This window comes from Paenibacillus sp. BT-177 (genome assembly GCF_025846815.2).
Classification (GTDB): domain Bacteria; phylum Bacillota; class Bacilli; order Paenibacillales; family Paenibacillaceae; genus Paenibacillus; species Paenibacillus polymyxa_C.
On the sequence record NZ_JAOYTP010000001.1, the window covers coordinates 785055 to 811449 of the forward strand.

Annotated in this window: 17 protein-coding genes; all 17 read right to left on the reverse strand. The window is 48.1% G+C overall.

Translation table 11 applies throughout. From position 1 onward, the window contains the following. Window positions 1-46: 46 nt before the first annotated feature. Window positions 47-2293 carry an HD family phosphohydrolase gene (locus OIU26_RS03635; protein ID WP_025679636.1) on the reverse strand — a complete coding sequence of 749 codons (2247 nt, stop codon included), beginning with the start codon at window positions 2291-2293 and terminating at the stop codon, window positions 47-49. 95 nt (window positions 2294-2388) lie between these two features. After that, window positions 2389-3360 (reverse strand): PhoH family protein, encoded by a 972-nt coding sequence (locus OIU26_RS03640; protein ID WP_013372143.1) that lies wholly within the window; start codon window positions 3358-3360, stop codon window positions 2389-2391. Between the two features lie 6 nt (window positions 3361-3366). Beyond that, window positions 3367-4560 (reverse strand): sporulation protein YqfD, encoded by a 1194-nt coding sequence (yqfD, locus tag OIU26_RS03645; RefSeq protein ID WP_090738724.1) that lies wholly within the window; start codon window positions 4558-4560, stop codon window positions 3367-3369. After that, window positions 4557-4850: a sporulation protein YqfC gene (yqfC, locus tag OIU26_RS03650; RefSeq protein WP_025679631.1), complete on the reverse strand. Its 294-nt coding sequence runs from the start codon at window positions 4848-4850 to the stop codon at window positions 4557-4559. Before yqfC ends, yqfD begins: the two co-directional genes overlap by 4 nt. 340 nt (window positions 4851-5190) lie before the next feature. Then, window positions 5191-6600, reverse strand: coding sequence for an amino acid permease (locus tag OIU26_RS03655; RefSeq protein WP_165079578.1), 1410 nt, complete (start codon window positions 6598-6600; stop codon window positions 5191-5193). Between the two features lie 422 nt (window positions 6601-7022). Then, entirely contained in the window at window positions 7023-7601 is a 579-nt protein-coding gene (locus tag OIU26_RS03660) for a hypothetical protein (RefSeq protein ID WP_264215957.1), read from the reverse strand. 43 nt (window positions 7602-7644) lie between these two features. After that, on the reverse strand, window positions 7645-8646 hold the full coding sequence (floA, locus tag OIU26_RS03665) for a flotillin-like protein FloA (protein WP_016821594.1): 1002 nt from the start codon (window positions 8644-8646) through the stop codon (window positions 7645-7647). Window positions 8647-8688: 42 nt separating this feature from the next. Beyond that, a complete protein-coding gene (locus OIU26_RS03670; protein ID WP_264215958.1) occupies window positions 8689-10056 on the reverse strand; it encodes an NfeD family protein in 1368 nt (455 codons plus the stop codon). Between the two features lie 281 nt (window positions 10057-10337). Further along, on the reverse strand, window positions 10338-10781 hold the full coding sequence (locus OIU26_RS03675; RefSeq protein ID WP_013372151.1) for a GatB/YqeY domain-containing protein: 444 nt from the start codon (window positions 10779-10781) through the stop codon (window positions 10338-10340). 16 nt (window positions 10782-10797) lie between these two features. Further along, window positions 10798-10971: a 30S ribosomal protein S21 gene (gene rpsU, locus OIU26_RS03680; protein ID WP_005547957.1), complete on the reverse strand. Its 174-nt coding sequence runs from the start codon at window positions 10969-10971 to the stop codon at window positions 10798-10800. Between the two features lie 170 nt (window positions 10972-11141). Then, window positions 11142-11501, reverse strand: a complete 360-nt coding sequence (locus OIU26_RS03685) for a histidine triad nucleotide-binding protein (RefSeq protein WP_013372152.1) — start codon at window positions 11499-11501, stop codon at window positions 11142-11144. 162 nt (window positions 11502-11663) lie between these two features. After that, window positions 11664-13007: a PLP-dependent aminotransferase family protein gene (locus OIU26_RS03690; RefSeq protein ID WP_264215959.1), complete on the reverse strand. Its 1344-nt coding sequence runs from the start codon at window positions 13005-13007 to the stop codon at window positions 11664-11666. 348 nt (window positions 13008-13355) lie between these two features. Continuing rightward, window positions 13356-13769, reverse strand: a complete 414-nt coding sequence (locus tag OIU26_RS03695) for a hypothetical protein (RefSeq protein WP_013372154.1) — start codon at window positions 13767-13769, stop codon at window positions 13356-13358. A gap of 262 nt (window positions 13770-14031) precedes the next feature. Continuing rightward, complete coding sequence (locus OIU26_RS03700; protein ID WP_264215960.1) at window positions 14032-17421, reverse strand: AAA family ATPase; 3390 nt, start codon at window positions 17419-17421, stop codon at window positions 14032-14034. Next, window positions 17418-18602, reverse strand: a complete 1185-nt coding sequence (locus OIU26_RS03705; RefSeq protein WP_264215961.1) for an exonuclease SbcCD subunit D — start codon at window positions 18600-18602, stop codon at window positions 17418-17420. Before OIU26_RS03705 ends, OIU26_RS03700 begins: the two co-directional genes overlap by 4 nt. 30 nt (window positions 18603-18632) lie before the next feature. Continuing rightward, the gene (addA, locus tag OIU26_RS03710) at window positions 18633-22652 is read right to left on the reverse strand and encodes a helicase-exonuclease AddAB subunit AddA (protein ID WP_264215962.1); all 4020 of its coding nucleotides are present in this window, start codon (window positions 22650-22652) and stop codon (window positions 18633-18635) included. Further along, on the reverse strand, window positions 22649-26215 hold the full coding sequence (addB, locus tag OIU26_RS03715) for a helicase-exonuclease AddAB subunit AddB (RefSeq protein ID WP_264215963.1): 3567 nt from the start codon (window positions 26213-26215) through the stop codon (window positions 22649-22651). Before addB ends, addA begins: the two co-directional genes overlap by 4 nt. Window positions 26216-26395 lie beyond the last annotated feature (180 nt).

Consider the following 26395-nt stretch of genomic DNA (forward strand, 5'->3'; position numbering starts at 1 on the left):
TCCTTTTAATTCTAATGCTTTAGCTGTGCTTCATGCACAAGTAATACTAAGCTTTTCCACTTTCGGGCTTAGGTCTTTCCTCTGGATATTCAATACGGGAATGAAAAATCCCCATTACTGTTTCCTTGAGAGTTTGGGCCACGATATCAAGCTCCCTCATGGTCAGTTCACAGTCGTTAAACTGGTGATCATCAAGACGGCTCTTAATAATTTTCTCAATCATGGATTCTACCTGCTCCACCGTAGGTTTTCGCAAGGAACGAACTGCTGCTTCCACGCTATCAGCAATTCCTACTACAGCAGCCTCTTTCGACTGAGCCTTCGGTCCCGGATAACGGAAATCATCCTCCGTGAAGTCAGGCTCCACTCCCCGCTCTTCCGCCTCACGCAATGCCTTGTGGTAAAAATAGTGCAGGAATGTCGTTCCGTGGTGTTGTTCGGCTATATCACGAATCGGCTTGGGTAGCTTGTAATCCAATTGCATTTCCACACCGTCACGAGCATGGGCTATAATGATGGATTTACTCAGCTTCGGCTCTATTGTATCATGCGGATTTTCCATCCCATTTTGATTTTCAATGAAGTACGAAGGCCTTTTGGTTTTACCAATATCATGATAATACGAACCAACCCGGCACAACAACCCATTTGCTCCAATAGCCTCCGCTGCAGCCTCCGACAGATTACCTACCATTACGCTATGATGATATGTGCCAGGAGTCTCGGTAAGCAGCTTGCGGAGCAATGGGTGATTGGGATTTGACAATTCAACAAGCTTCAGTGCAGACAAGATGCCAAAGGTGGATTCAAAAAATGGCATTAGCCCTATAACAAGGATCGCTGTAACCAGACCGCCTGCAAAGGCAAAGGCTACCCCATAGAGTGTCGTTGTTTGAGTCCAGTTCCCTTGGTCAATCAGAGCCAGAGAAAAAACAGCCAGAGCCCCGAACAGGCATACCATGATAGCTCCCTTGAACAGCGTTGAACGCTGGCTGGCCCGGTGGGTGGAAAAAATCGACGCCAGACAGACCACAAGGGCAAAAAATCCAAAATTAAAATCAAAAATCTGTCCCTGACGGACATTCAAAATAACACTTGCCAATATACTGAATATAACGGCACATACGAATGCCAGCGACATGTCAAGCAACAGCGTTACAAGCATAGCTCCAAGCGCGATAGGCGCCAGATAGCCGAGATAGGATCGTTCACTAGTCTGCAGTATAGAAATTAACAGCATCGCCCCCACTGTAATCACAAAGATTAACACCAGCATGAGCAACTGTGCATTATTATACTTGAAGTTTCGTGTTCGTGATTGAAATTGACGAATATACATAAACAGACCCAATGCCAGCATCATAGACAACATCAGCAGGCCGAATTGTGGCCAATAGTTGATTTTATCCTTGAGCAGCTCGTTCTCATCAAGCAGTGTATAGATTTCCTGGGTAATAATCTCACCCTTTTTAACGAGCACTTCACCCTGTTTAATGTAAACTGTCGGTGTATCTTCACGAGCCTGTACTTTAGCGTCCTTCGTAGCTGTATCATCATAAAACTTGTTGGCTGTAATCACAAGCCGTGCAAGTTCCTGAACAACCTCCCGGGAGGTACGTTTGGTAAGCGAGCTTGTACTCACGCGCTCAGCTACCTTGGCTCGGGCAGTCTGGGCATCCGTAATTTGATCATTCATCAACCCTGTCACAATCTCACGGGCTACAGGCCGCATTTCGGCAATATCCTCAGATGTAAGTCGCGGAATTTTGATGTATGTCTCCTCTGGGATTCGGTACGTTTGCTCTTTCGTTTTTTCCAGCACCTCATCCAGCAACTTATCTGGATAGGCATCCGCATTACGGCTGTTGTTCACAAAATTTTGCACGAATTCCCGTGCACGTTGAGGAATCTCATCCTTATAAATCGAAATCTTGTCCGCTCTGGAGACCTGATCATCCTGATTTAGTCGTTCAATTCGATCCAAAATACCGGTAATCAGGTTATCGTTGCGGATCGGTACAATGGTATACATGGGCTGCACGCGCTCAGCTGATTCCTCTTGGGCCTTCAAAGTCGCCTTACTGTTAGGAAGCTGCATTGGAGCGACAATTTCCTTTTCACTCGGTTGATTCACCCGGATGTCATAGCGTTCGGGAAGCAGCTTGGATGCAAAACCCACATAAAAAAGAACCACCAAAAATAAAAACAGAAGATAGCGTGTCGCCACGCTATACTTCCATCCATTCATTCTATGCTGGAACGTTTTTCCTTTAGATAATTCCTTCGAGGTCATCTAAAACAATCCCTCTCCATCATCTTTTTCAAGGCAGCTATGCTGCTCATTGTATTCGTTTTCTGATCATACACACTATACTCGTGCTTAAGGGCTTATGCTTGATTTTCAGCAACACGGTCATAAGCGACGATGATTTTTTGAACCAGGGAATGACGAACAACATCCTCTTCCGCAAACTGGACAAAGCCTATTTCGTCAATCCCTTTTAAAATCGCATTTGCTTCAATCAAACCGGATTTCTTGCCACGAGGTAAATCAATTTGCGTAACATCGCCGGTAATAACCATTTTGGAACCAAAGCCAAGTCGAGTCAAAAACATTTTCATTTGCTCCGGTGTAGTGTTTTGGGCTTCATCCAAAATAATAAATGAGTCATCCAGCGTACGACCCCGCATATAAGCCAGTGGCGCAATTTCTATCAACCCGCGCTCCAGCGCTTTCGCCGTCTGTTCTGGCCCCATCACATCGTATAGAGCATCATACAGCGGGCGTAAATATGGATCAACCTTTTCCTGTAAATCCCCAGGCAAAAAGCCCAAGTTCTCACCAGCTTCCACCGCAGGACGAGTCAGTACAATACGCTTGACTGAACCTTCCTTCAGAGCAGCTACGGCCAGCACTACAGCCAGATAGGTTTTACCAGTACCCGCTGGGCCAATCCCAAATACAATATCGCGTTTCTTAATCGTGGTTACATAGTGCTTCTGTCCAATTGTTTTGACACGAATCGGTTTGCCCCGAAACGTCGTCGTAATTTCTCCCTTGAACAAATCAAGCAACTGATCAGCGCGCAGATCTTTTGCCAGCTCAATCGCATAATGGACATCCCTTTCGGTCAGTATATACCCATTACGAATTAACTGGAGCAAAACATCGAACAATTGTTCGAGCACTTCTACTTCGTGAGCATCACCAAAAACATTAATTTCCGCCTCACGAGATGCTATTTTTGCAGGAATAGCTGCTTCGATCAATTTTAAAAAGGAATCCTGCGGGCCGAATAACGCCTGACCTTCTCCCGCACTGTTCAATGCAATTTGTATGCTGCGTTGTTGTTCTGCCAAATAGCCTCATTCTCCTTGGTTATGAACTAACGGAAGTTCTTCCGCAATATCCTGTTCCACTTCAAAAAGTACTTTCATATAAACTTTACCATTCTCTCTCTTCTCATGCAAAATTTTTTGGCTCATTATTTTCGTTCCTTTGCCGTATTTAGCTAAAATATCCGCGCGTGCGCCTTCTATTCCTGACATTTTGGCTTCTGTTTCCGTTAACTTCTGCTCTTGTATCTTTGTCTCCCTCACACTTTCATTCATCCAACCCATCGGAAGTTTGTAAGAACGCCATGTTAGCGGATCATGCTCAACGGTTGTTTTATGTGTAGAATAAGGTATTTTTCCATAGCCCCACAATTGTATCGCACGGTTGCCTAGCACCAGATACAAGCGATCGTGACTATTACCTGTATATGTGCTGCTGCGTCGTACCATGGGACTACTAATTTCATATTCATGCCACACAAGCCCCTTAATCTCTCCTTTGGCTACGACCTGTTGCTGATTCTCCTCATCTCCAAGCGTTCCTGAAATGAGAATTGCTCCTTTTTTGACCCGCGTATTTTTATGCACAACAGGACGACCTTGTTCGGCAAAAATTTCAGTGACCACCGCGTCCGCCTTGCTGATAAGATGACGTGGACTGTAGAGCGACGGGGGAGTAGGCTGTGAAGCTTCAACAACCTGAATTGTCACCAAGGTCCCCTGCCTTTCCACACCGATCCAGGATGCCTCCGGAAGCTTCTGCATGAGTGCGCGCGAAAGCTTGTCCTGGCTGGAAAGACGAAAGCTCCATTGAAACGGATAAAGCCCCTCCTGTCGGGCTGCTTTCAGAATGGATTCCGTTGGGAGCTTATCATTCCCCTTTACTTCAATGTCCCAGATGAGCGATGACATCAGCAGGAGGCCTATCCAGAACAAGGCCAGTCCTGCAAGAAAAAATTTGCGTTTGGCGAGTCGTACTGCAGTGAAGGGAAGTCCTTGACGCTTGAGAACATGCATTTTGCAGCCTGTCCTTCTCAAAAGCGGACGCAACAGGAAGACGTGCGGCAGCAGAAGGTTCATTTCTGCATGTCTAGTACCCATTGGCCGCACGTTCCAAACAGGTATATGATGATCAGTGAGTAAATTAATGAAAGCTTCCACACTTTCGCCCTCGACAGCTAGGGTAACCGTGCCACGCAGCTTTGCTAAAGCGGGATGTTTCACGAGCCTTCCTCCGTTCCTTCCATTTGAATATCCGTAATATGTCCCTCTACACTCACCTGGTCTGGCAGGATAGACGTAATGATTAGATTATGGCCTGACACCCTTAGCCTGCCTTGCGCAAGTGCAAGTACGAGTTGATCTGGCGTGAAATCCACCACACCCCGGTGATTCTCTACATAAAGCTGGCGGCTGCCGATGAGGGTTAACCGCGGCAGATCAAATAGAATGTCCTGCGGAAGCTCCAGCGTCTCGCTGGCCCACTTACGCAGTTTGCGGCTCATCCGGCTCATACGGCGAAATCTCCTTTCCTGTCATCAAAATAACTGTTATCCAACGGCTAATAATTATTTTGATGGCAGCTATGCTGCTTTTTTTAATCGCTTGTTATTACCAATCGGTTTCATCCTATATCTCGATCATCACTGGATGCTGTTGTACCAGCGTCACAGATATCTGTACTGTACATTTTATGATCCAGTCATCGCATTTATGAGGCTAAACTTACAATTCGTAGCAACTGCAATATTAAAGAGGAAAAAGACCGTACTTTCTAAAATTCACATAAAAAAAAGACAACCTCGTTTTCATATCAAAACAAGGTTGTCTTTTTAATTTCACAGTATGAAATGGTTAGTTTTCGGAATCCTGATTCAAAAGCGAGTTTTTTCTGGAGTATAAAAAGTAAACGGCAATACCAATAACAAGCCAAATGATAAAACGAATAAACGTTTGACCATTCAGATTAAGAATAAGCACCCCACATGAAATGATAGCCAGAATTGGAATAAATGGAACCCCAGGACATCGGAAAGCTCTTGGCAAATCGGGTTGTGTTTTTCTCATCACTATGACAGCGACCGAAATCAGAATAAATGCTGATAAGGTTCCAATGTTCACCAAGCTTGCTAACTCATCCAGCGGGATCAACCCACCCATTAATGCAGATAAAGTACCAAAAAACAAGGTGTTAATATAGGGCGTTTTATATTTGGAATGAACCTTTGACAATACTTTAGGAACTAAGCCGTCACGTGACATCGCAAACATAATACGAGTTTGACCATATAGCATTACCAGCATGACCGTTGTCATCCCCAAGATGGCTCCGATATCCACAATACCCGCCACCCAGTTCTGACCGGCAACCTGCAAAACCAATGACACAGGATGGGAGATACCTTCAAATTGCATATACGGCACAATACCTGTCATAATCGCGCTAACGATCACGTACAAAAGCGTACAGATAGCAAGTGAGAAAATAATGCCACGCGGTAAATCACGAGCTGGATTTTTGGTTTCTTCAGCGGCTGATGAAACGGCATCAAAGCCAATGAAAGCGAAAAACACAAGGGCTGCGGCTCCAAACACCCCACTGAACCCAAATGGCATAAACGGTGTCCAGTTGTCTGGCTTTACATATTTAATAGCAACAATGATAAACAATAAAACGACAACAATTTTAACAATAACCATGATATTGTTAATTCGTTTGGATTCTTTTATCCCAAAATAAAGCAAGAACGTGATAGCCATCAAAATTAAAAAAGCTGGAAGATTAAAATAAGTAGCTCGGTCTTTTAAAGCTCCTGGCGCAGCAGTGAATTCAATCGGGATATGAAGACCAATTCCTTTCAAAAAGGATACAAAATAACCCGACCAACCTGCAGAAACAGCGCTGGCGGCCAACATATATTCCAAAATTAAATCCCATCCGATTATAAAAGCCAATAGCTCTCCCATCGTAGCATATGTAAAAGTGTAAACAGAACCGGATACTGGAACAGTGGAAGCAAACTCGGCATAAGCCAGTGCGGCGAATAAACAAGCGAGCCCCGCGATCACAAAAGACAATACCAAGCCCGGTCCAGCCGTAACTGCTCCCGTACCTGTCAAAACAAAAATCCCCGTTCCAATAATGGCTCCAATCCCAAGCATTGTTAAATCGAACGCACCCAATTCCCTTTTAAGCGCCTTTTCTCCCCGTGTAGCGGCGATCAGCTGATCAATGTTCTTCTTTCTGAACAAGCTATTCCCCATCCATCCCATCCTCCTAAACATAAATTTTTACTTTTTGTATAACCCTGTAATATCACCTCGATATAAATCAAATTTTAGCTAAATATGGGGTAAATTTTCATAAGTTCTATCGTTGTGAACATTATATATAAAAAAGAAAAAATGAAAACGACTTTTGGTAAGCTTCGTTCACATTGTTACATTTGATCATTTTTCACGAATATATTTTCACAAATCGGATTCCAAATTAGACAAAATGCCGTCTTTTTAGATGACAGTAAATGTGAGAAAAATGTAGCATATATGAGATCTTCACATTCGCTGTCAGGTAATTAGAGCATTTGCCGTTAAGTCTTTTTTTATTCCAGCATGTTTATGTATCGCTAAAAACATCGTAAAAAAAGATCCGCCACAGCCAAAGCCGTGACGGATCTACGATTATTTTAGCGTCTTCCTCCACCCATGTAACGCTTGGAACGCGGAGGCCCTAATATCTCTGCCCAAATTACACCTCTGCGTAGGTCAGCTGCATTCACTGTACCACTCTCTTGCGAAGTTTGCTCTAGCCCATCTGTAATTTCCTCCGAATCACTCGCATTGGATATACGATCGAGTCGGGCTAAAACCATCCTTCGCTCTTCTTCCATAATACGAATCCGATCCTCTAGAGTCGTACCGTTATCTAATGAATCTTGGTCCATCTGTTCTTCCTTTTTCAGCCCGTCTCCCACTTCTTCTATACGACGAGCTTCCATCACCGCCCGTCGCTCATTAGGAAATTGACGTTGCAGCTCTCCAGTAACATCTTGCTGACGTCGCTCTATCTCAGGTTCCGTTGTGAAAGGTCTGGACGACGTCGAGGACCCGCGCGAATCATGATCACCACCAAAGGTAGGCATACCTTGCCGCGGGGGAGATTTCCGATCTCCACCTTGAATGCTTTTCCCCAAAAAGGACACCAGTGCAAAGCCAATCACGATCAAGATATACAAATGGTCAAAGATCCAGCTGATAAAATTCATTACTCACCGCCTAACTGCTATAGTTCATCGGCCCGTCCGTTAGTTAATCCCGGTTCTTGTTATCATTCCCCGAGTTCTCATTCGGTTTGCCTAAGGAACTACGCATTTGCGTATCTGCCTCAATATTTTTTAAATTCATATAGTCCATGACGCCAAGTTTACCGCTACGCAGCGCTTCAGCCATTGCCAGAGGCACTTCGGATTCAGATTCCACCACGCGCGCTCTCATTTCTACAACACGTGCCTTCATTTCCTGTTCTTGCGCTACAGCCATCGCACGCCGTTCTTCGGCTTTTGCCTGCGCAATACGTTTGTCGGCTTCCGCCTGCTCTGTTTGCAGGAAGGCACCGATATTTTTACCTACATCAACATCTGCAATATCAATCGATAGAATCTCAAATGCTGTCCCTGCATCCAAACCTTTGGATAATACGGTTCTCGAAATGGAATCTGGGTTTTCCAGCACGTCTTTATGCGAGTTACTGGAACCAACCGTTGTTACGATACCTTCACCAACCCGAGCAATAATCGTTTCTTCTCCTGCACCGCCGACGAGTCGATCAATGTTGGCACGTACCGTAACACGAGCTTTAACCTTTACTTCGATACCATCCTTGGCGACCGCAGCAACAATAGGCGTCTCAATAACACGCGGATTAACGCTCATTTGGACCGCTTGCAGAACATCCCGTCCCGCAAGATCAATCGCAGCCGCACGTTCAAATTCAAGCGGAATGTTAGCGCGCTGCGCGGCAATCAACGCATTGATCACTCGGTCTACATTCCCCCCTGCGAGAAAATGACTTTCCAGCTGATTGATATTCAAGCCCAGACCAGCTTTGGTAGCCTTAATGAGGGGATTGACAATTCGGCTTGGCGTGACGCGCCGCAACCGCATAGCTACTAGCGTAATGATACCGATCCGCACACCCGAAGCCAGCGCCGAAATCCACAGCATCACCGGGAAGAAACTAAAAAACACACTCAATACAATAATCACTACTACGGCAATCAGCAAAATACTGACAATACCCGATTCGAACACTCGCATCATCCTCCATTAATCTAATTCTTCGTTGTTAGCTTGCTAGACGCTCGCGTCTGCCTTGACTACAATTCGCCCGCCTTCTACTTTGGATACGATAATCGGCATATCCGGGGCGATAAACTCCCCATTCGTTACGACATCCACTCGCTCGTCAGCGATTAGCACCGTTCCAGCTGGACGTAATGGGGTCAGACTGACACCCCTCTGACCTAGTAACGTTTCCCGATTCACAACCGAAGAAAACCCTTGGTCAGCCGTTAAACGTTCCTGAAGTATAAAACGGTTCCATATCCCTCGGTCCTTAAAGACAACCGCGATGATCGCCACCACGGCAACAGCCGCTGCAAAAGCAATCCCCAACGATATAAACGCATGCTGCATGTTGTATGCAGCACGGACTACACCCGCGACAAGGCTGATGGAACCCAAAATACCCAGAATGCCAAAGCTTGGAATGAACATTTCAAGTATAAGCAGTGCCAGACCGATAATGAACAACAGCCACGTCTCCGAACCTGCAAAGCCAGCGATATAATTACCAAAGAAATACAAACCAAATCCAAGTACACCTAAAATTCCCGGTACACCAAAGCCAGGTACAAGCAGTTCAATAACTACACCCGTGATACCAACAAATAAAAGCAATGTCTGCACGATCGGGTTGGTCAATATCTCGGCTGCTTTTTCAGCCCATGTGCGCTCCACATGGATTACATCATCTGTACTGTAGCCCATCCACTGGATAACTTCTTGTTCCGAAGACGCGATGTGATCCGCGTACCCCAATTTCAGCGCTTCCTCACTGGTTAAAGAAATGATCTGGCCATTTTCCTTATTAAAGTTCATCTCCGGGATAGATACAGTCGTTTTGGAGTCGACCATGCCTCTAGCGATATCAGGATTGCGTCCGCCAGCTTCTGCGGCAGATGCCATGCTACTCTTCCACCAAGCTATCGTTTTGGGGTCTGTAATAGCATTCCCCCTGCCGTCTACTAACGCCGCTGCTCCGATAATACTCCCCGGTTTCATAGCAATCTTGTTAGCACTCAACGCAATATAGCTACCCGCTGAGGCCGCTTCACCTTTTATATAGGCTACGGTCGGAATAGGACTGTCTTTAATCAGTTTGCCCAGCTTCTCCGCTGTATCTACCCGTCCGCCAGGTGTGTTAATATCCAGTAAAATCAGACCTGCTTTAGAATCAACTGCTTCTGCAAATCCACGCTCCATAAATTTGCCCAGACCCTGTTCAATTTCCTGATCAACTGGTATAACAAACACAGCTCCACCCTTTGTTTGAGCCACCGCTGATCCAGAATAAACTAAGGGTAACAACAGAACTGATATCATAATCCACAACGTTAAAAAGATCAATTTGCGGCTGGAGTGGTGATGTTCTCTATGCATTTCTTTCCCCCCTTTCAATCTCTCCTTGTTACAGCATACCAAACTTTGTTAGACAAACTATACAGTTTTCAGGATTTAATGTGAAATTATTGGGTATATTGCTAATCCTGACGCCTGTCAAATACTTTACGCCCCTAACAGGCATCACGTTTCACACAATTACAGGAAGCGCTTTCAAAAAAAGGAGTTTTCACCATTCTCTTTTATGGCAGGCATCACACATATAGAAATAACACCCTCTGTAAACAGAGGGTGTTGTATTTTCCTGTTTGTCGCAGGGTTTATTGCAGAAATTGCTGAACCGCCTGGTTCACGAGCTTACCGTCAGCACGACCTTTTACCTTAGGCATTAAGGCCGTCATTACTTTCCCCATCTCGGCTTTCGAAGAAGCACCGGTTTCCTGGATGGTCTGCTGTACAATAACTTTAATTTCTTCTTCAGAAAGTTGTTCAGGAAGGTACTGAGCGATGATCTCTATTTCTGCTTTAGTGCTTGTCGCAAGTTCATCACGACCGGCTTTTTCAAACTCATGGAGGGCATCTTTTCGCTGTTTGATCTCACGACTCAGAATATCAAGCACTTCGTTGTCGTCCAAATTCCGTTTCAAATCTATTTCAAGATTTTTAATCGTAGAACGAACCATTCGAATGGTGGAGAGTTTGAACTTGTCCTTACTCTTCATTGCTTGCTTCATATCTTCGTTCAATCGTTCGCTCAAATTCATGATTACTTAGATCCTCCTAGAACTTTCTCTTACGAGCAGCCTCGGACTTTTTCTTGCGCTTTACGCTTGGCTTTTCATAATGCTTGCGTTTCTTCACCTCAGCCAATACGCCATCCTTAGCAATGGAACGTTTAAAGCGACGAAGTGCAGCATCAATTGTCTCGTTTTTGCGAACTTTAGTTTCAGACACCAGTTTTCCCTCCCTCCGACCAGACCGTCCAAGAGCAATAACACGGTTCATCAAATTTTATTATAGGTGAAACGGAAACCAGGTGTCAACCTATAAGAAAAAATGAGTACATAGAAGGAACCTTTTTTCCCGTCAGTTCCGCATTACTGAAAAGACTAGCTCTGTCATTTTTAAGAATGCGAGTCCGAAATACCTGTCAAGGCACCTAATTTGGCGCCGCCCAGCAAGTGATAATGCAGATGCCCTACCGCTTGTCCACTATCCGGGCCACAGTTGTTAATCAACCGATAACCAGACTCAGCAATTCCTAACTTTTTCGCAACCTCAACCGCAACACGATGGATCTCCGCGATAAGAGGAAGATCCTCCTCCGTTACAGCATTCATTGAAGGAATGTATTTTTTTGGAATAATGAGCACGTGTACTGGCGCCGCAGGCTGGATGTCATGAAATGCGAGCACATTGTCGGTTTCCAACACCTTTTTGCTGGGGATGCTTCCATCTACAATTTTCAAAAACAGATCGTCCATTCAAAACCCTCCTTTGGCAGTGAGCCGATCATCAGCAATTATACACAAGCAGTCCTTGCTGTCGGCATTCAAAGTTATGTATTTTTCACACCAAACAGAAACATAATCAATCATAATTGGTTATGCCTGTGTTTCTATATGTATCATAACGGAAAATGGGGCTTAATACCAGTTTCCCTTACTAACTTCCTCTATTATAGATTTAACCCCTTGATCAATTTGGTCTGGCTGTGCACGCGAGATACTTATGCGCAAAAATTTTTCTTGTTCCCTGTAGCTTGATAAATAAAAGCCTTTGCCAGCTACAACCTGGATGTTTCTGGCGTTAAGGCTGTGTACCAAACGTTCCAAATTCACCGTCCTCGGCAGCTTAAACTGCATATAAACGCCTGAGGTTGCAGCTGGAGTTTGGATGTACCCAGTCTGATTGTATCGCTCCACCGCCTTGTTCAAAATACGAACGCGCTCCGAATATAGTTTGGATATCGTGTGTTTATGGCGTTCATACATTCCATTTTTAATATAGATATCAAGTGCTGCCTGAGACAAAATCGATGTGTCAACATATCGTTTATAGCTACTGAACGCCTTTAATAGGCTTTCTGGCAGTACCGCAACCCCTAATCGCAAGCCAGGGAAAATGATTTTGGAGAAGCTTTTCAAGTAAATAGTGTGCTCTGTCTGATCGTATGCATAAATGGGATCAACAAGATGATCAACTCCCAAATCAGCCATATAGTCATCTTCTACGATGTACACATCATATTTGGCGGCCAAGGCAGCTATCGTTTTTCGTTCCTCCGTGTTATATGAGATACCTAGAGGATTATGATGCCTTGACATCGTATAAAAAAATTTGATGTTCTCCTGCTTAAATTGATTCTCCAACTCATGAAAATCCAGACCTTCCGCTGTCCGTGCAATCGTATTGACGGGTATGCTCTCTTCCTCCAAAAAACGCAAATAAATATCGTAGCTGGGCTGCTCGACCAAAATCTTTTCTTTGCCATTGGGAAACGGCATTTTTGCGAGTATCTCTAATGCCTGTTGAACACCTGAAGTAACGATAATCCGATCTGTTTTTGCAAATACCTGAGTATCAGCCAAATGGGAGACGAGCGTATGTCGTAATGTTTCCAATCCTTGCGAATCCCCGTAAGTGAACAGATGATATTTGTAGGTATCAATAGCCTGATTTAGACAATGCTGAAAATCCAGATAGGGAAAAACATTTAAATCCGGGGACGCTGAAGCAAAATCAACGCAGTCTGAAATATCGCTATGGTGTACGTCGCTGGGATTTTCCACTACATAGTATCCGCTTTGCGGTATGGAATAAATGGCATGCTTCCTTTCAAGTTCAGCATAAGCTCGCAGAATTGTACTTTTGCTGCACTTGTATAGCTCCGAAGCATCACGGACCGATGGTAGCTTGTAACCAGATCTATATTGTCCCTCGCGAATTTTAAGCTCTATATCTAATAAAATCGAAACATATTTTTTCACGATATCCTCCTGCCTGTTCTGTACATCCTTTTACATGCTTATTCCTTCTTATGTTTCTGTACATGCTTGATGTTAACATGGTTTATAGATAAACAGGATACCTCTTTTCATTAAACTGTACCCATACAGTTGTCATCCATAAATCATTGTAACCTCGCCAAAGGCTGTAACCTTATAGCTCATTTGTATATAGAGACGGTAGATGTGAAAAAGAGGCTGTTTCTTCATACTGGAAGAAACAGCCTTACTTAGTGATGATGTATGGATACGCCTATCTAGCCACTTGTACTTTACAAGAGCTGTAGGCGGGAGAGAGTATACGATGGTTAGGCAACGAAGGAGATCGGATTAGTAGTAAGGCAGTAAGCTAATCGCTGTCAACGCAGCAAGTGGCAGAATCAAACGATTAAAGCGGCGACGTCCGTATGGGAATCCGTACGCATAGGCGGGTACTGGGACCGGGTAAGGGTACGGATAAGGATACGGAGGGTACGGAGGATAAGATGCATAGCCGCCATAAGCACGAGAGCCGCATCCACAATTGTTAGGCGGATAGGGGAGATTAACATTCTCCATTTCTTCTCCACCCATAGGAACAGCTAAGTATATCTTTTCATCATCCACATGCTCTACAATTCCGTCATACATTGTCCCGTCCTTTACCCATACGCATACATAACGATGCATATGCTGTTGACATAGTGTTTTAGCATCCATCTGTTGCGATGCTGTAACATTTTCGGTTGTCATGCTTTTTTCCATGGTTGTTTCCTCCTAGGCTCTTGCATGTATACCGTATGTTATTCAAAAACGGGCTATGTGCTACATCAAATTGGGCGAATTCCGGCTTACAAAAAAAAAGAAGCACCCCGGGAGCTCTTGGCAGAGCCCCTCTGAACGGACGTATGACGGGAAGATTTCTTCCGCAGCATACGTCCGCCGGGGTGCTGTATGATTAACTTGTCGGCTTAGCTGTATTATAACAACAGTTTGAAACTGTATCTGTGATCCGTATCACATTGCTTCAAAATGTTTCCATAACCACACGAGAGCCTCCACCAGCCTGCTCTGCGGGAAGAACAACTAGCTTGCGTGGGAGCCGGGCCCGCAATTCAGGCACATGACTAATCACACCAACAGATAATTGATCGTGATGCAGCTTTTCTAGCGAGGTAATTACTGTGTCAAGCAGTTCAGGGTCCAACGTTCCAAAGCCTTCATCCAGAAAGAAAAATTGAAGAGGGTATTGGCCCCGCAATTGAATTTGAGCTGACAGCGCAAGCGCAAGCGACAAAGAGGTCAGGAACGTTTCGCCGCCGGACAAGGTCGATACCGGACGTTTGACTCCACCGTTGGCATCATCACTAATAACAAAACCACCGCTGGAATCTACTTCTAGCGCATAGCGCTGCTTAGTCAGAAAACGCAGGCGGCGTGAAGCAGATTGGCTGACCTGCATGAGCTGCTCTTCGGCAATATATTCAACGAAGGCATTACCTCGAAAAACAGACTGGAGCTTGGACATTTTTTCCGCCTCGCTACGCAGGTGTAAGCGATTGGACTCCAGCTCCATCCAGCGGACGTGCCGACGCTGCAAGTCCTCTAAATCACGCTCAGCCTTGGCGCGATTCTGAAGCGCCTCTTCGTCGCGTGCACGGCAATCACGCAGCCTCGCAGTGGTCGTTTCCCACTGTTCCTCTGTTACTGTTGCTCCATTCAACTGCTCTTCGACATGCTTTAAGCGGGAAGACAGCTCCTTCTCCCGTTCTCGGTGCAAACTTACTTCACGCTCATAACGTGCAGCTTCTTCCGGTCCCAAGCAGCATTCCATGACCTCTGCTTCCGTAGCAAAAGAGGAAGCTTCCAGACGGATACCCCAACGGGATTCTGCCGTCTGCCGTCTTTCTTCTGCCGAGTCGGAGGCCTGTCGCGCTATCAGTGAAGCATGAACGGCCTGCTGCTTACGTTCTTCCGCTTCGGTACGGCGGCGTGCAGCGGCTTCGGCTCCGTTTTTCAGTCCCAACAAGCGTGAGGTCGCTTCTTCCAGCAATGAGGCTGCTTGGCCTTCTCCAACCCACTTCCGTAGCTGTTCTAGCTTTTCACGCAGCAAATCATCTTTACTTTGCAGCCCTGTACGACGGGCAATAATGATTTTGTCTTCCTCGATAATGCTTTGCTGTATCTGCTGTACACGCGCTGCCTTTTCTTCGAGGAAAGTCACGCTCGTCTCCAGTCGAGATCGCAGCTCCTCCGCACGCCGGTCGCGCTCCTGCATGGCGCGATAACGCTCCGCAGCTTGGTCCGGGCCGACATCCGGCAGCTGCGCCGCCCATTTGGCGCGCAGCCCTTCGCTGCGTGTGGTGCATACCTCACGCTTGCTGCGCGCCTGCGCCAGTGCTGCAACCGCCGCCTCGTGCTCGGCGGCTGCACGGATACGCCGCTGCTGTCCGGCGGCGTCCGCCTCACGCAGTGCCTGTGCCTCGGCAGGCAGCGTATGCGCACGAGCTGCCAGCTCAGCCGCAGCACGCTCCAGCGCTGTACAGCGCTCCGCCCATACGGCGACACCGCGAGGCATAGCAGCCGCAGGCGTAAAAGGCTCGCCTGTGGCGGCAGCGCCGCTGTCTGCAGCGGCGGGCTGCGCAAGCAGGCTGCGCTGCTCGTGCAACTGCTGGCGCAGCGTGAGGCGCAGCTCCTGTAGGCCGAGCCGCAGGCGATGCAGCTCATCCGGCGCAGAGGAATCCGCCCCATGGGCCACAACAGCAGCAGGCGCAGGGTGATGCAGAGAGCCACACACTGCGCATGGCTCTCCTTCGCGCAGCTCGGCAGCGAGGTGCTGCGCGAGACGTCCGAGCTCCTCGGCACGGAGCTCGTGACGCAGCTGCTCCTCCTCGGCAGCCAGTGCCGACACGTCGGCTGTAATTTCCGCCTCCAGCGCCAGGAACGCCTCAATGCCTTCAGCCACTTGTGCAGCAAGAATAGAACGCCGTGCCTCCGTCTCCTGTGACTCCTGCTCCATTAGCTTTAAACGTTCGTCTGCTAGCGCAAGCCGTTTCTCCTGAGTGGAATACTCCTGTTCAGCTTCACGCCATTGCTCATTCGCTGTCTCCAGCTGTTGCAGCCGCTGCACAGCCTCTTGCAGCATACGCCGCTCATCTGCCCGCACTTCATTTTGCTTCAACTCCTGTTGAATCTCCTGCTGCCGCTTCAAACCTCGTGTCTGTAACTCTTGTTCCTTTACGAGACCTGCGGCATGCTCAGCAAGGGTTTGTTCGCTATGCGCCAGCTCGACCGCCAAACGTTCCCGTTCAGTCCGCAGCACTTCCGTATCACGTTCCAGTTGAAGTGCCTGCTCCAGTTGGTCGATCCGAAGCAACAGCTTTGGTTCTTCCGCACTGAGTGCTTGCCGAGCCTGCTCGTCTGCTTGCACAGATACAAGCGCCGCCTCCGCTGCGGAGGCAGCCAGGACTGCCATTTGTTCAGCATTCCTCTGTCGTTTTTCTGCTTCGACAACGGCTTCTTTCCAATCCGTCAGTGCAGGCAGCAACGCCTCCGCTGCAGATGCTTGCCGCAGCTTGCGCTCCAGCAAAGCAATGCCTGGTTCCTGTCTTGCCATCTCCTCCAGCTCGTTCACTCTTTGGCGAAGCTCAATGACCAGTTCCCGTGTTTTGTTCAGCGCCTCCGCTTCCCGTGAAACACGCTCTAGCTCGCGGCGCGAAGCTTCTGCATGGTCAATCGCTTCTTTAAGACGCAGTTTTACAAGCTCAAGCGCTTCAGCACTCGCATCTCCCAGCCCTTGCTGCTCCGCTTCCAACGATTTCAGGGCGATGTCGTTGTCCTTCACACGGCGGCTCAGCTTCTGTGCAAGTTGATCTCCGTACTTCTCCAGATGGAACAAACGCTGCAGCATCTGTCTGCGTTCACTGCCCTTTAAGGATAAAAACTCCGCAAACTTCCCCTGCGGTAATACGACAGCGCGCGTAAAATCGTCCATTTTCAGGCCGATATACTCCTCCACACAGCGTGTCACATCCTGTACCTTGTCGGCAAGCACTTCCTCGCCGTCTTCTGTATACGCAATAAAACGGCTAAGCGTATTATTAACCGATACGCCTCCTGCACGTTTGAAACGTCGTTCTACACGGTAACGGCGAGGTCCTTGAGCTGACATTAATTCAAACGTAAATGCTACAGACAACGTATCCTCGGCATGATTCATAATGCCTTGTGTACCATTCACCGCCCGCTCCACTTTACCGTACATAGCCAACGTAATGGCATCCAGCAACGTTGATTTACCACTACCCGTTGGACCAAAAATTCCGAACAGTCCCGTTTCGGTCAAATCGTCAAAGCGAATTTCTTGCGACTCCCGGTAGCTTTGCAATCCTGCCAGTTTCAGAAGGATCGGCTTCATACCTCATCCTCCTCAGCTTGGTCTCTTGCATCATCCTGTTCTACCAATTCCAGAAACAACTGTACTAATCCGTCATCCGGCTGTGCTCCGCCCGTCTGTCGTTGGTAAAACGCCCGGAACAGCTCATGAACCGGCAGTTCTGAACGTTGCTGTTCCAACTGTGCCGCAGCCATTTCTGGGTACACGGGACGAATATGAATGATGCCTTCACGGCTTTTGCGCAACCGTTGAATATCTCCCATTGACATCGCTTCATCCAGCATAATTTCCAGGTCAATAAAGGCATCAGCATCCAGTCCTTCATCCAGCCAGCGATATACCTCTTCCAGACCTCCCCGTGCTCGCCACCTCACTAATGGTCGTCCACTGGTAATATACAATTCCTCAACCTGTGCTGGCTTGCCGGCAATCACGTCAATTAACGTAACCGATTTGGCTTGTCCAGCTTCGGAAAAGCTATAAGCCAGCGGAGAGCCACTATAACGCATCAGCCCATCGCCCTTCACATATTGGGGACGATGCAAATGACCCAGAGCCGTATACTGCGCTCCAATGCTCAAAGCAGACGGATCTACGGTATAAGCTCCCCCGACCTGAATCGGGCGTTCCGAATCCGACTCCAGCCCGCCAAGTACATAAATATGGCTCATCGACAAATTAACGGTATCGGGCTGAAACGCTGTACCTAACTGCGACATCAGCATCCCTACACGGCGGCTATATGCCTCGCGTAATATGGTTTCATCTCCGTCTTCAGACAATAGCTCATTCAAACGAGACTCGGAGGGATATGGCAAGGCTGCAATACATGCCATTTCGCCCGTTCGCGGTGTACGAACGCGTACTGCTTCCCCATGAGGCAGTCCCAGCAATGTAATTCCACGCCCGCTCACCAGCGGGGTGACCGAGGCTACCCTTTCCGGCTGATCATGATTGCCGGCAATGACGACTAGCGGTCTTCCTCCAGCCGTAAGACGCGCAGATGCTTCATAAAACAATTGCTCTGCGGCGGCCGAAGGATTGACTGAGTCGTACACATCTCCAGCCATCATAATCAAATCAGCCTGCTGGTCGTCAGCCATTTTCACCAATTCTTCCAAAAACGCCTCCTGCTCCTTCAGGCGGCTTCGCCCTTCCAACGTGCGACCCAAATGCCAATCACCTGTATGCAAAATCCGCATGCTATTCCCCCTCTCCCTATCTATATATAACTACAACCGCACACTCTCTTCAGCTTCTATAAAACACAACCATTTCTCAGCAACCTTATTGCCTGTAATCTCTTCAATCACACGGGCATACAGCTCCAATTGAAAACGATATTGGTCCGTTAAATGTGAAAGCGTACGATATTCGGAGACCTGGTCTGTTTTATAATCCAGCAGCACCAGTCCTTCGGGAGTTTCGAACAGACAATCAATGATCCCGTTCATCAGCACTTTATCGTCCTGCCCGCCTTCCGTAACTGTCTTCTGTTCTGACAGCATCACAGGTAAACTGTGATTCCAGTAATCGGTTGCCCGCATGGTATAAGTAAACGGAAGCTCACGCTGAATACGGGATGAACGCAACATTCTGCTCCCCAGCTCACTTGAGAAAAATCTTAATATTTTATCCGTATCCAACGCCTCTGCATGAACATCCAATAAGATGCGGTGATTCAGCAAACGAGCTTTTGTTTCCTCGATAACCTCAGCGCTCATGACTCCATCTAAGGGCAAATGCAGCATCAACGTATGATAGACCGTCCCTCGTTCCGTAGGAGTCAGTCGCTGATTTCCCATAAACTTAGGTCTGCGCAAATGTAATTGACTGCCCCTAGTGTCAGAATTTTCACGATCTTCTGGTAAGTCTGCTTGTTGGGAGATAGAAGATAGATTCAGCCAATCGTCCGATCCAATCTCCTGCATCTCCAGCCATCTTTTCATCTCTGTGACCGATGTATTGGCTGCTGTCTTGCCCGCCCGTTCATACGGGTAGGTCCAGGAAAGAGCCGCAGCAACATCCGTCTCACTCTCTTCGTTCAATTCGATTAGCTCGACATTTCTCAGTGCTTCTGTTTTCTTTTGGCGCTCTTCGGCCGATACCTCTTCTTCTTGATCCGTGTTCACACGAGAGCCAGAAAGTGTTTCTGAGGCTACGATTTTAAATGACCAGTCTGCCCCCGGCATGTGTTCCAGTCTGTGATAATACCCATCCTGATCACCTGCCGCTTCCCTCAGCGAAATCGCAGAAGGATGCCGAATCAATGCAGGACCTACCCAGTCCAGATAGCTGCGACCTGCCGCCACTATATAGTCTGGTAATACTGTTTCCGTATGCTCCTTGGCACGTGCCCAACCCGCTGCGCGGGAAGCGAGATCCTTCACGGTTCCAGTCATAATCAGCTTTTCACGCGGACGCGTAAGCGCTACGTATAGCACACGCATTTCTTCAGCCAACAGCTCCAGCTGTGAGCGTCGACGGATCGCTAAATTAGGCAGCGTAGGGTAGCTGACACGGTTTTGTTCCTCCACATATTTAGGACCAAATCCCAACTCCTTGTGCATAAGAAACGGCGCATTCAGATCCTGCTGATTAAACATTTTTGCCGTCCCCGCAATAAACACGACAGGAAATTCAAGTCCTTTACTTTTATGAATGGTCATAATGCGGACAGCCTGATCGGGTTCAGTCCCCCCACTGATCGATCCTAAATCACCGCCCCGCTCCCGCAGACGGGAAATAAAGGTCAGGAATCGGAACAAGCCACGGTTGGACGTAGAAATCTCATACTGTCTCGCTCGGTCATATAAGGCCCGTAGGTTGCTTTGACGCTGTGAGCCGCCAGGCAATCCACTCACCCAATCCAGATATCCTGTTTCCTCCAGCACATTCCAAATCAATGCGCTTAAGCTGCCTTGTCTGGCTTCCTGCCGCCATGCGTCCAAATTACGCAAAAATGAACGTAGTCGGGCAGACAACGTATTGCCGTCGTCCCTATGGACAGAGTGGGGTGGAGATAGCGAGTCCTCAGTGAAAAGATCCATCTCCAATACGTCAGCAGAAGTCCCTTTTACACTCTGCTCGACTTGTTCAGTCCCTGCTGCCGCCAGCAATGCATCATAAAATAATCCATCCGGCTTCTCTAGCCGAATTTGTGCCAGTTCATCTTCGGTCAAGCCTACAATTGGCGAACGAAGCACGGATGCAAGCGGGATGTCCTGCTGCGGATTATCAATAATGTGCAGGAGGGACAACATCACTTCAACTTCCGTTGCCTTAAAAAAGCCTGTCGTCTGCTCTCCAGAGGCTGGAATGCCCTCAAGCCGCAGTTCCTCGACAATTAAGGGAGCCCATACGCTTGCTGAACGAAGCAAAATGACAATATCACCGTAGACTGCTGGACGCATGGCTTTTAATCCCCTATCGTAAATCAACAGTGGTTGTCCAGTATCTCCAGTCAGCTCCTTAATCCGTTGCGCGATCGCACGAGCCTCCAACTGTGCCGTTTCGAGCTCCGCAAGCTCGGCCAGCTCACTTTCCTGTAAAGCCGATTCGTCCCCCATTTCAGGTAGCTCCAAAGTCTCGGAAAGACCACGTCCACCTTTATCAACTAACAGCAGCTCAGGTGCGTATGCAGACGCAGCTTCCTGCTCTGTCTTCTCGGGATAGGACGCGCCGTGCACCAGCCATGCTCGTTCATCGTATTCAATTTCCGCTACATCCACACTCATAATCTGGCGGAACACCAAATTAACCGCATCGACAACTTCCTCCCGACTGCGAAAATTACGCGCCAGATCAATCAAAAAGCCATCTTCCTGCTCCTGCATACCGTACCGTTGATACTTATTCAAAAACAGCCCTGGCTCGGCCAGTCGAAACCGATAAATACTCTGTTTCACGTCTCCCACCATAAAACGGTTACCCGGTTCCTCGCGTGATACCAGTCTAACGATATCTTCCTGTACGGTATTCGTATCTTGATACTCATCCAGCAACACCTCGTCGAACTGCGCCTTGTATTCAAGTGCAGCATCGGAAGGTAGCAGCTTGTAGGGAGTAGAGTCGGGATGTCTTAATATTTTAAGACAATAATGCTCCAAATCCCCGAAATCCACCAGTCCTTTTGACTGCTTGTGCTGTTGAAATCGTTCCCCGAAGGCAATCACGGTCTCCACCAGTTCGTCCATCAGAGGAGCCGTCGCATGCAGTTCCTCCAAATAAGCTTCTGCTCTCCTACCGAACAGGGAAGCCTTCATATCTGTAATCATTTTCTTGGCAGCCTCGCGTAGCGTCTTAGCCCGTTCCTGCAATGCAGGCTCGGTTTGATCTTTTTTGACTGGCTTGAGCTTACCAAAGGACGCTACCTGAAAATGATCATACAGGGATGCCCACGGCTGTGTCTCCAGCTCCTGCAGCAATTCCTTCACCATCGCCGCATCTTCTTGCAGCGTCATGGCATAGGGTGCAGGACCGCCAGGCTGCATAGCTGTTTCATACGCCTGCTCCAGCAAACTCGCTGCTCCGCGCAACGAAAGTGCAGCATCCGCCAAAATACTGCGAACCCAGGGCGTCTCCCCCAAAGCTGCTACATCCTGTACACGAAATGCTGCTGCCGTCTCCCGCAGCCAATGCTCCGGCCAAGGATGACTTTGCGAAAAGTCATACAACCGCTGAACAAGCACATACATGGCATCATCGGTGCGTTCTCCACTAAACCAGTCGACCAGTCTGCGGAATGTGCTGCCTTCATCATGGGCCTCATATTTCTCCTCAAACAGTTCTTCTATTAGCTCTTGGCGCAGCAATTCTGTTTCATGCTCATTCATAATCCGAAAGCCGGGATCAAGAGGAATGGCCTGATAATGCCTGCGGATGACCTCCATACAAAAAGAGTGAAGCGTCGTTATTGAAGCCCGATTCAACAACGATAGCTGTCGGCGCACATGTTCACTTTCCGGTTCCTGTTCCAGCACACGTTCCAGGGCTTCGCGTATCCGTTGACGCATTTCAGCGGCTGCAGCCTTCGTAAAGGTCGCCACCAGTAACCGATCCACACTGAAGCCGAGCTGGGGATCGACAATTTTGCGAATAATACGCTCTACCAGCACTGCTGTTTTACCAGAACCCGCCGCTGCCGCGACCAGCATGTTGTTACCAGACTCCGAAATGGCACGCCACTGATCATCACTCCACATACTTCCTTCCGGCTTCGGCAAGCCTTTAGCGTTTGACGTGCCTATCATTGCTTCATTCCTCCTTTCCCTTCCTGTGTATGACCGAGCAGATCCCAGACCTGATCCTTACCCGGTTTCCCCCATTGGTTGTAATCACTGCCTTCCAAACTGTCATCAAATTGACAAACAGGCTTAAAAGAACAGAAGGTACATGCCGTTTCTTGCTGGATGCGATAAGGTTCAATGGCAACATCGCCCTCTGTCATCCGTGTACCAATCGTCCGAATGTTATTGCGCACCGACGCTAACAGGCTATCCCACTGTTCAGGCGAAGCAACGGAAGCACTGCTATAAAAACTGCCGTCTGCTTTCACCGCAACAGGTAAAATAGAGGAATATCCCTTGTCCAATGCTGTATCCATTTGCCCAACTACATCCCGATCCGCAAGCAACAATCCCTTCATCTTAAAGCGTTTCAAAAGCTCCTGACGAGCCTGTTCTGCGCTAAGGCCATTAGGTGATTGCAGCATCGGATTGTGGACGTGAAAATACAGTGTACCCGCCGGATAAGCAGTCTCGCCCAACCATTCCTCCGCCGCATTCAACAGCACATCCAGGTACGTGAGCATTTGCAGGGACAAGCCGTAATACACCTCATGTAGCTTAAGATCCTTTTGGCTGGACTTGTAATCAATGACACGCAGAAGTAATCCTTTTTCTCCTTCTGCCACATCCACACGGTCAATCCGTCCGACAATTTCCATCACAACGCCGTTATCTAGTCGGAAGCTTAACGGAGGAAGCGGCTGACCTGGTCCAAAGTCCAACTCCAGCCCAATCGGCTCAAAGCTACCTCTCCGTGCATGTTCACCCAAAATTAGCGAAGCACGGCTCACGATGTCTTTTAACTTGCGCAAAATATAGCCATACCGCTTGGAGCTCATTAAAATCTCGCCTTGCAGACGAGGTGCCAAACGCTCAACCGTACTTTCCGCCTCTTGGCGACATTCCTCGGTGCTGAGACTTCCCCAGCTGACATTGCGTTCACGCAGATTGATCGCCATCTCACCAAGCGCTGCGTGGAATAATTGTCCGATATCCGGAGCCTTCAGACGATACATTTGACGTTCCTTCAAACGAAGACCGTGAGAGGCAAAGTGAGAAAATGGACATGCGACAAAACGTTCCATACGAGATACGCTGGTGCGCAGCTTGCTGCCATATAGACGGCGACTCGTTTCCTTCTGCATTTCGGCATGATTTTCGTAAAAAAGTGAGGTCAACAGCTGACGCAGCTTGTCCTTCTCACGCCCCTGCTGGCTGGCATACCAGTTATACACCTCCCACCAGGGAGATAAAATATCACCGCCACGCCGCCAATGCCGTAATTGCGCAATGAGCTGCGGCAAAGCCTCGGACGGATGGGAAGCATACTCCCATTGCGTCGTCCAAGCGTCTCCAGGCAAAGGGTATCCGGCCAGTGGACGTTCATCCAGACCAGGAAGCAGTTGCCGCACATGTCGCACTAACTCTGACGGCAGCAATGGCTTGCCTTCTTCATCAGTCACCGCATAGCTCATCCATAGGCTTTTACCGGCTGAGGTAAGGGCCGTATAAGCGAGAAAGCGTTCGTCCAACAGACGTCTTGTCATATCTGGTGCCAGGTCTACGCCTTGTTCGTTCAATGCCGTACGTTCCTGCTCATTCAGCACACCATCCTCATGGAACACAGCCGGCATTACTCCTTCGTTCATCCCTAGCACAAAGGCATGTTGAATACCGGATACACGTGTACGGTCCGTATTTCCGACCAGTACCTGATCCAGAGCCGGTGGAACAAGCCCCATACGGAACTCAGCCAATCCCGTTTCCAGCACACCCGCAAACAAAGCAGTATCCAGTCTCTCATCACCCATCATTTCGACGATTTGATCCAGCAATTCAAGCACCGCATCCCATACCTGGCGGTGCTCCTTCGCCTGCTCAGGATTTCCTGATTCCTCTGCCTGATGAATGAAGGCGTCCAGCTTGTGACCAATTTCTGCATCCTCCAGCAACAGATACACGGCTTCACACTTCTCGAGCGCCGTTCGTGCCTTACCCATACGCTTCTCAAAAGCATGTAAAGGCGTCACAATCACATCTCGGCACAACTCCATCAAATCCAGCGTTTCATCCCGTTGACGGTTACGTTCCTGTTCCTCCAGCTCCAGCGACAAACTGGGCACAGCCTGCCATAGTCGGCCATCTGTCCAACGGCTACCTTGTATTCCACAGGCCAGCACATAGTTTTCCAGACGGTCCATCTGCTCGCGGCTCACTCGACCGTCCAGCGGCAATAGAAGGTCTGTTTTGACCGCACGAAATACATCCTCATATCGCCAGCGTCGCTGCACGATATCCAGTGAAGCCCGAATCAATTCCACTAAGGGATGATGAAGTATACTTCTCCGCTGATCCAAAAATACCGGGACCTGATATTGCTTGAATATCGGTTCCACCCATGGCTCATAATCTTCAATATGACGCACAAACAAGGCCATCTCCCGATAACGCGCGCCCTCTTCACGGGCCAGGCGGCGCATTTCGCGTACGGCTCCTTCCAGCTCGGCACGGCGATTTGCCGCAGCATACAGATTTATGCCCTCCGGTTGTGTATCTGCCCATTGCTCTCGTAGCTGCTGTAGCCGCATCCGCTGTTCCTGATTCCGCAGCCCTGTACGATGTTCGAAATTAGCCTCCAAATACGCCAACGCTGGACGCTCCTTAAATCTCGGTATCGGATCGGGACGTAATAACTGTGTCTGCGTTTCAATCATCAGCTCGTCTGCCATTCCTTTAAGCTTGACGTAGGTAGCCGCCGAAGGATGAAACAAATCCAGCTCATGCGGAAGCTGGCCACTTTCGTAGCTGCGGTTACAGGTCAACGCCACCGTCAGCGAGGAGGCGTGCAGCATAAGCTGCTCCACCACCTTATATTCATGCGGTGTAAACCTTCGGTAGCCATCCATCCAAATATCTGCTCCGCGTATAAGTGAAGACTGTGCAATCTGTTCTGTTAGCATGCGAAGCGTATCTTCACCATCGATATATTTAAGCGTCAGCTCCCGTTCAAAATCCTCATAGATTAGACTGATATCCTTCAGCTTGCCTCTTAATATCGGGGCGGACTCCCCCGCAGCATGCATTCTCTCCAGTTGTTCCGGTACAGACCGAGCATCATTTCCGTACTGCTTTAACTCTGTAAACAACGTATTCAACCGATCCACAAAACCGAGTTGGTCTCCCGAATCCTTAAACAAACTCAGTTCATCCTTGCGACGACGAATAATTTTATATAAAAGCATCTTCTTGCCTTCTTCTGTTACAGGCACCAGGGCTGAACCCCCTGTTTCCTGCATGACTAAATAGGCAAGACGATGGAATCCCATCACCTGGGCGCGCACCGACCCCTGAATACCGTTTCCGGCTTCTGTAAGCAACGCATGCTCTGAAGCAAATGACGATTGCTCGGGCACAAGTAACAGCATAGGTTTACCTAGCGGCTCCTCACGTAACATAGACGTCATTTCATTGCGGATTAACGTGCTTTTACCACTACCAGAGCGGCCAATCAATAAGCGGACCGACATGATGCGGCCTCCTTTCCAACCAAAAACATTCTATTAAACAGTATAGCATATCAGGCAAAGGAGAAAAGAACGTACGTTTGCCATGTTGTAGCAATTGATCCCTTCTCAAAAACAAACAGTCCCGCAGGATGGCTTGGTGCAAGCCTTCTCTACAGGACTGATTTATACTAAAAATGAGTT

Coding starts and splice junctions, on each gene's coding strand:
- OIU26_RS03635 (WP_025679636.1), bottom strand. CDS start 2,293: ATGACCTCGAAGGAATTATCTAAAGGAAAAACGTTCCAGCATAGAATG.
- OIU26_RS03675 (WP_013372151.1), bottom strand. CDS start 10,781: ATGAATTTGAGCGAACGATTGAACGAAGATATGAAGCAAGCAATGAAG.
- OIU26_RS03695 (WP_013372154.1), bottom strand. CDS start 13,769: ATGGAAAAAAGCATGACAACCGAAAATGTTACAGCATCGCAACAGATG.
- yqfC (WP_025679631.1), bottom strand. CDS start 4,850: ATGAGCCGGATGAGCCGCAAACTGCGTAAGTGGGCCAGCGAGACGCTG.
- OIU26_RS03700 (WP_264215960.1), bottom strand. CDS start 17,421: ATGAAGCCGATCCTTCTGAAACTGGCAGGATTGCAAAGCTACCGGGAG.
- OIU26_RS03670 (WP_264215958.1), bottom strand. CDS start 10,056: ATGCATAGAGAACATCACCACTCCAGCCGCAAATTGATCTTTTTAACG.
- OIU26_RS03660 (WP_264215957.1), bottom strand. CDS start 7,601: ATGAATTTTATCAGCTGGATCTTTGACCATTTGTATATCTTGATCGTG.
- OIU26_RS03705 (WP_264215961.1), bottom strand. CDS start 18,602: ATGCGGATTTTGCATACAGGTGATTGGCATTTGGGTCGCACGTTGGAA.
- addB (WP_264215963.1), bottom strand. CDS start 26,215: ATGTCGGTCCGCTTATTGATTGGCCGCTCTGGTAGTGGTAAAAGCACG.
- OIU26_RS03685 (WP_013372152.1), bottom strand. CDS start 11,501: ATGGACGATCTGTTTTTGAAAATTGTAGATGGAAGCATCCCCAGCAAA.
- OIU26_RS03655 (WP_165079578.1), bottom strand. CDS start 6,600: ATGGGGAATAGCTTGTTCAGAAAGAAGAACATTGATCAGCTGATCGCC.
- addA (WP_264215962.1), bottom strand. CDS start 22,652: ATGATAGGCACGTCAAACGCTAAAGGCTTGCCGAAGCCGGAAGGAAGT.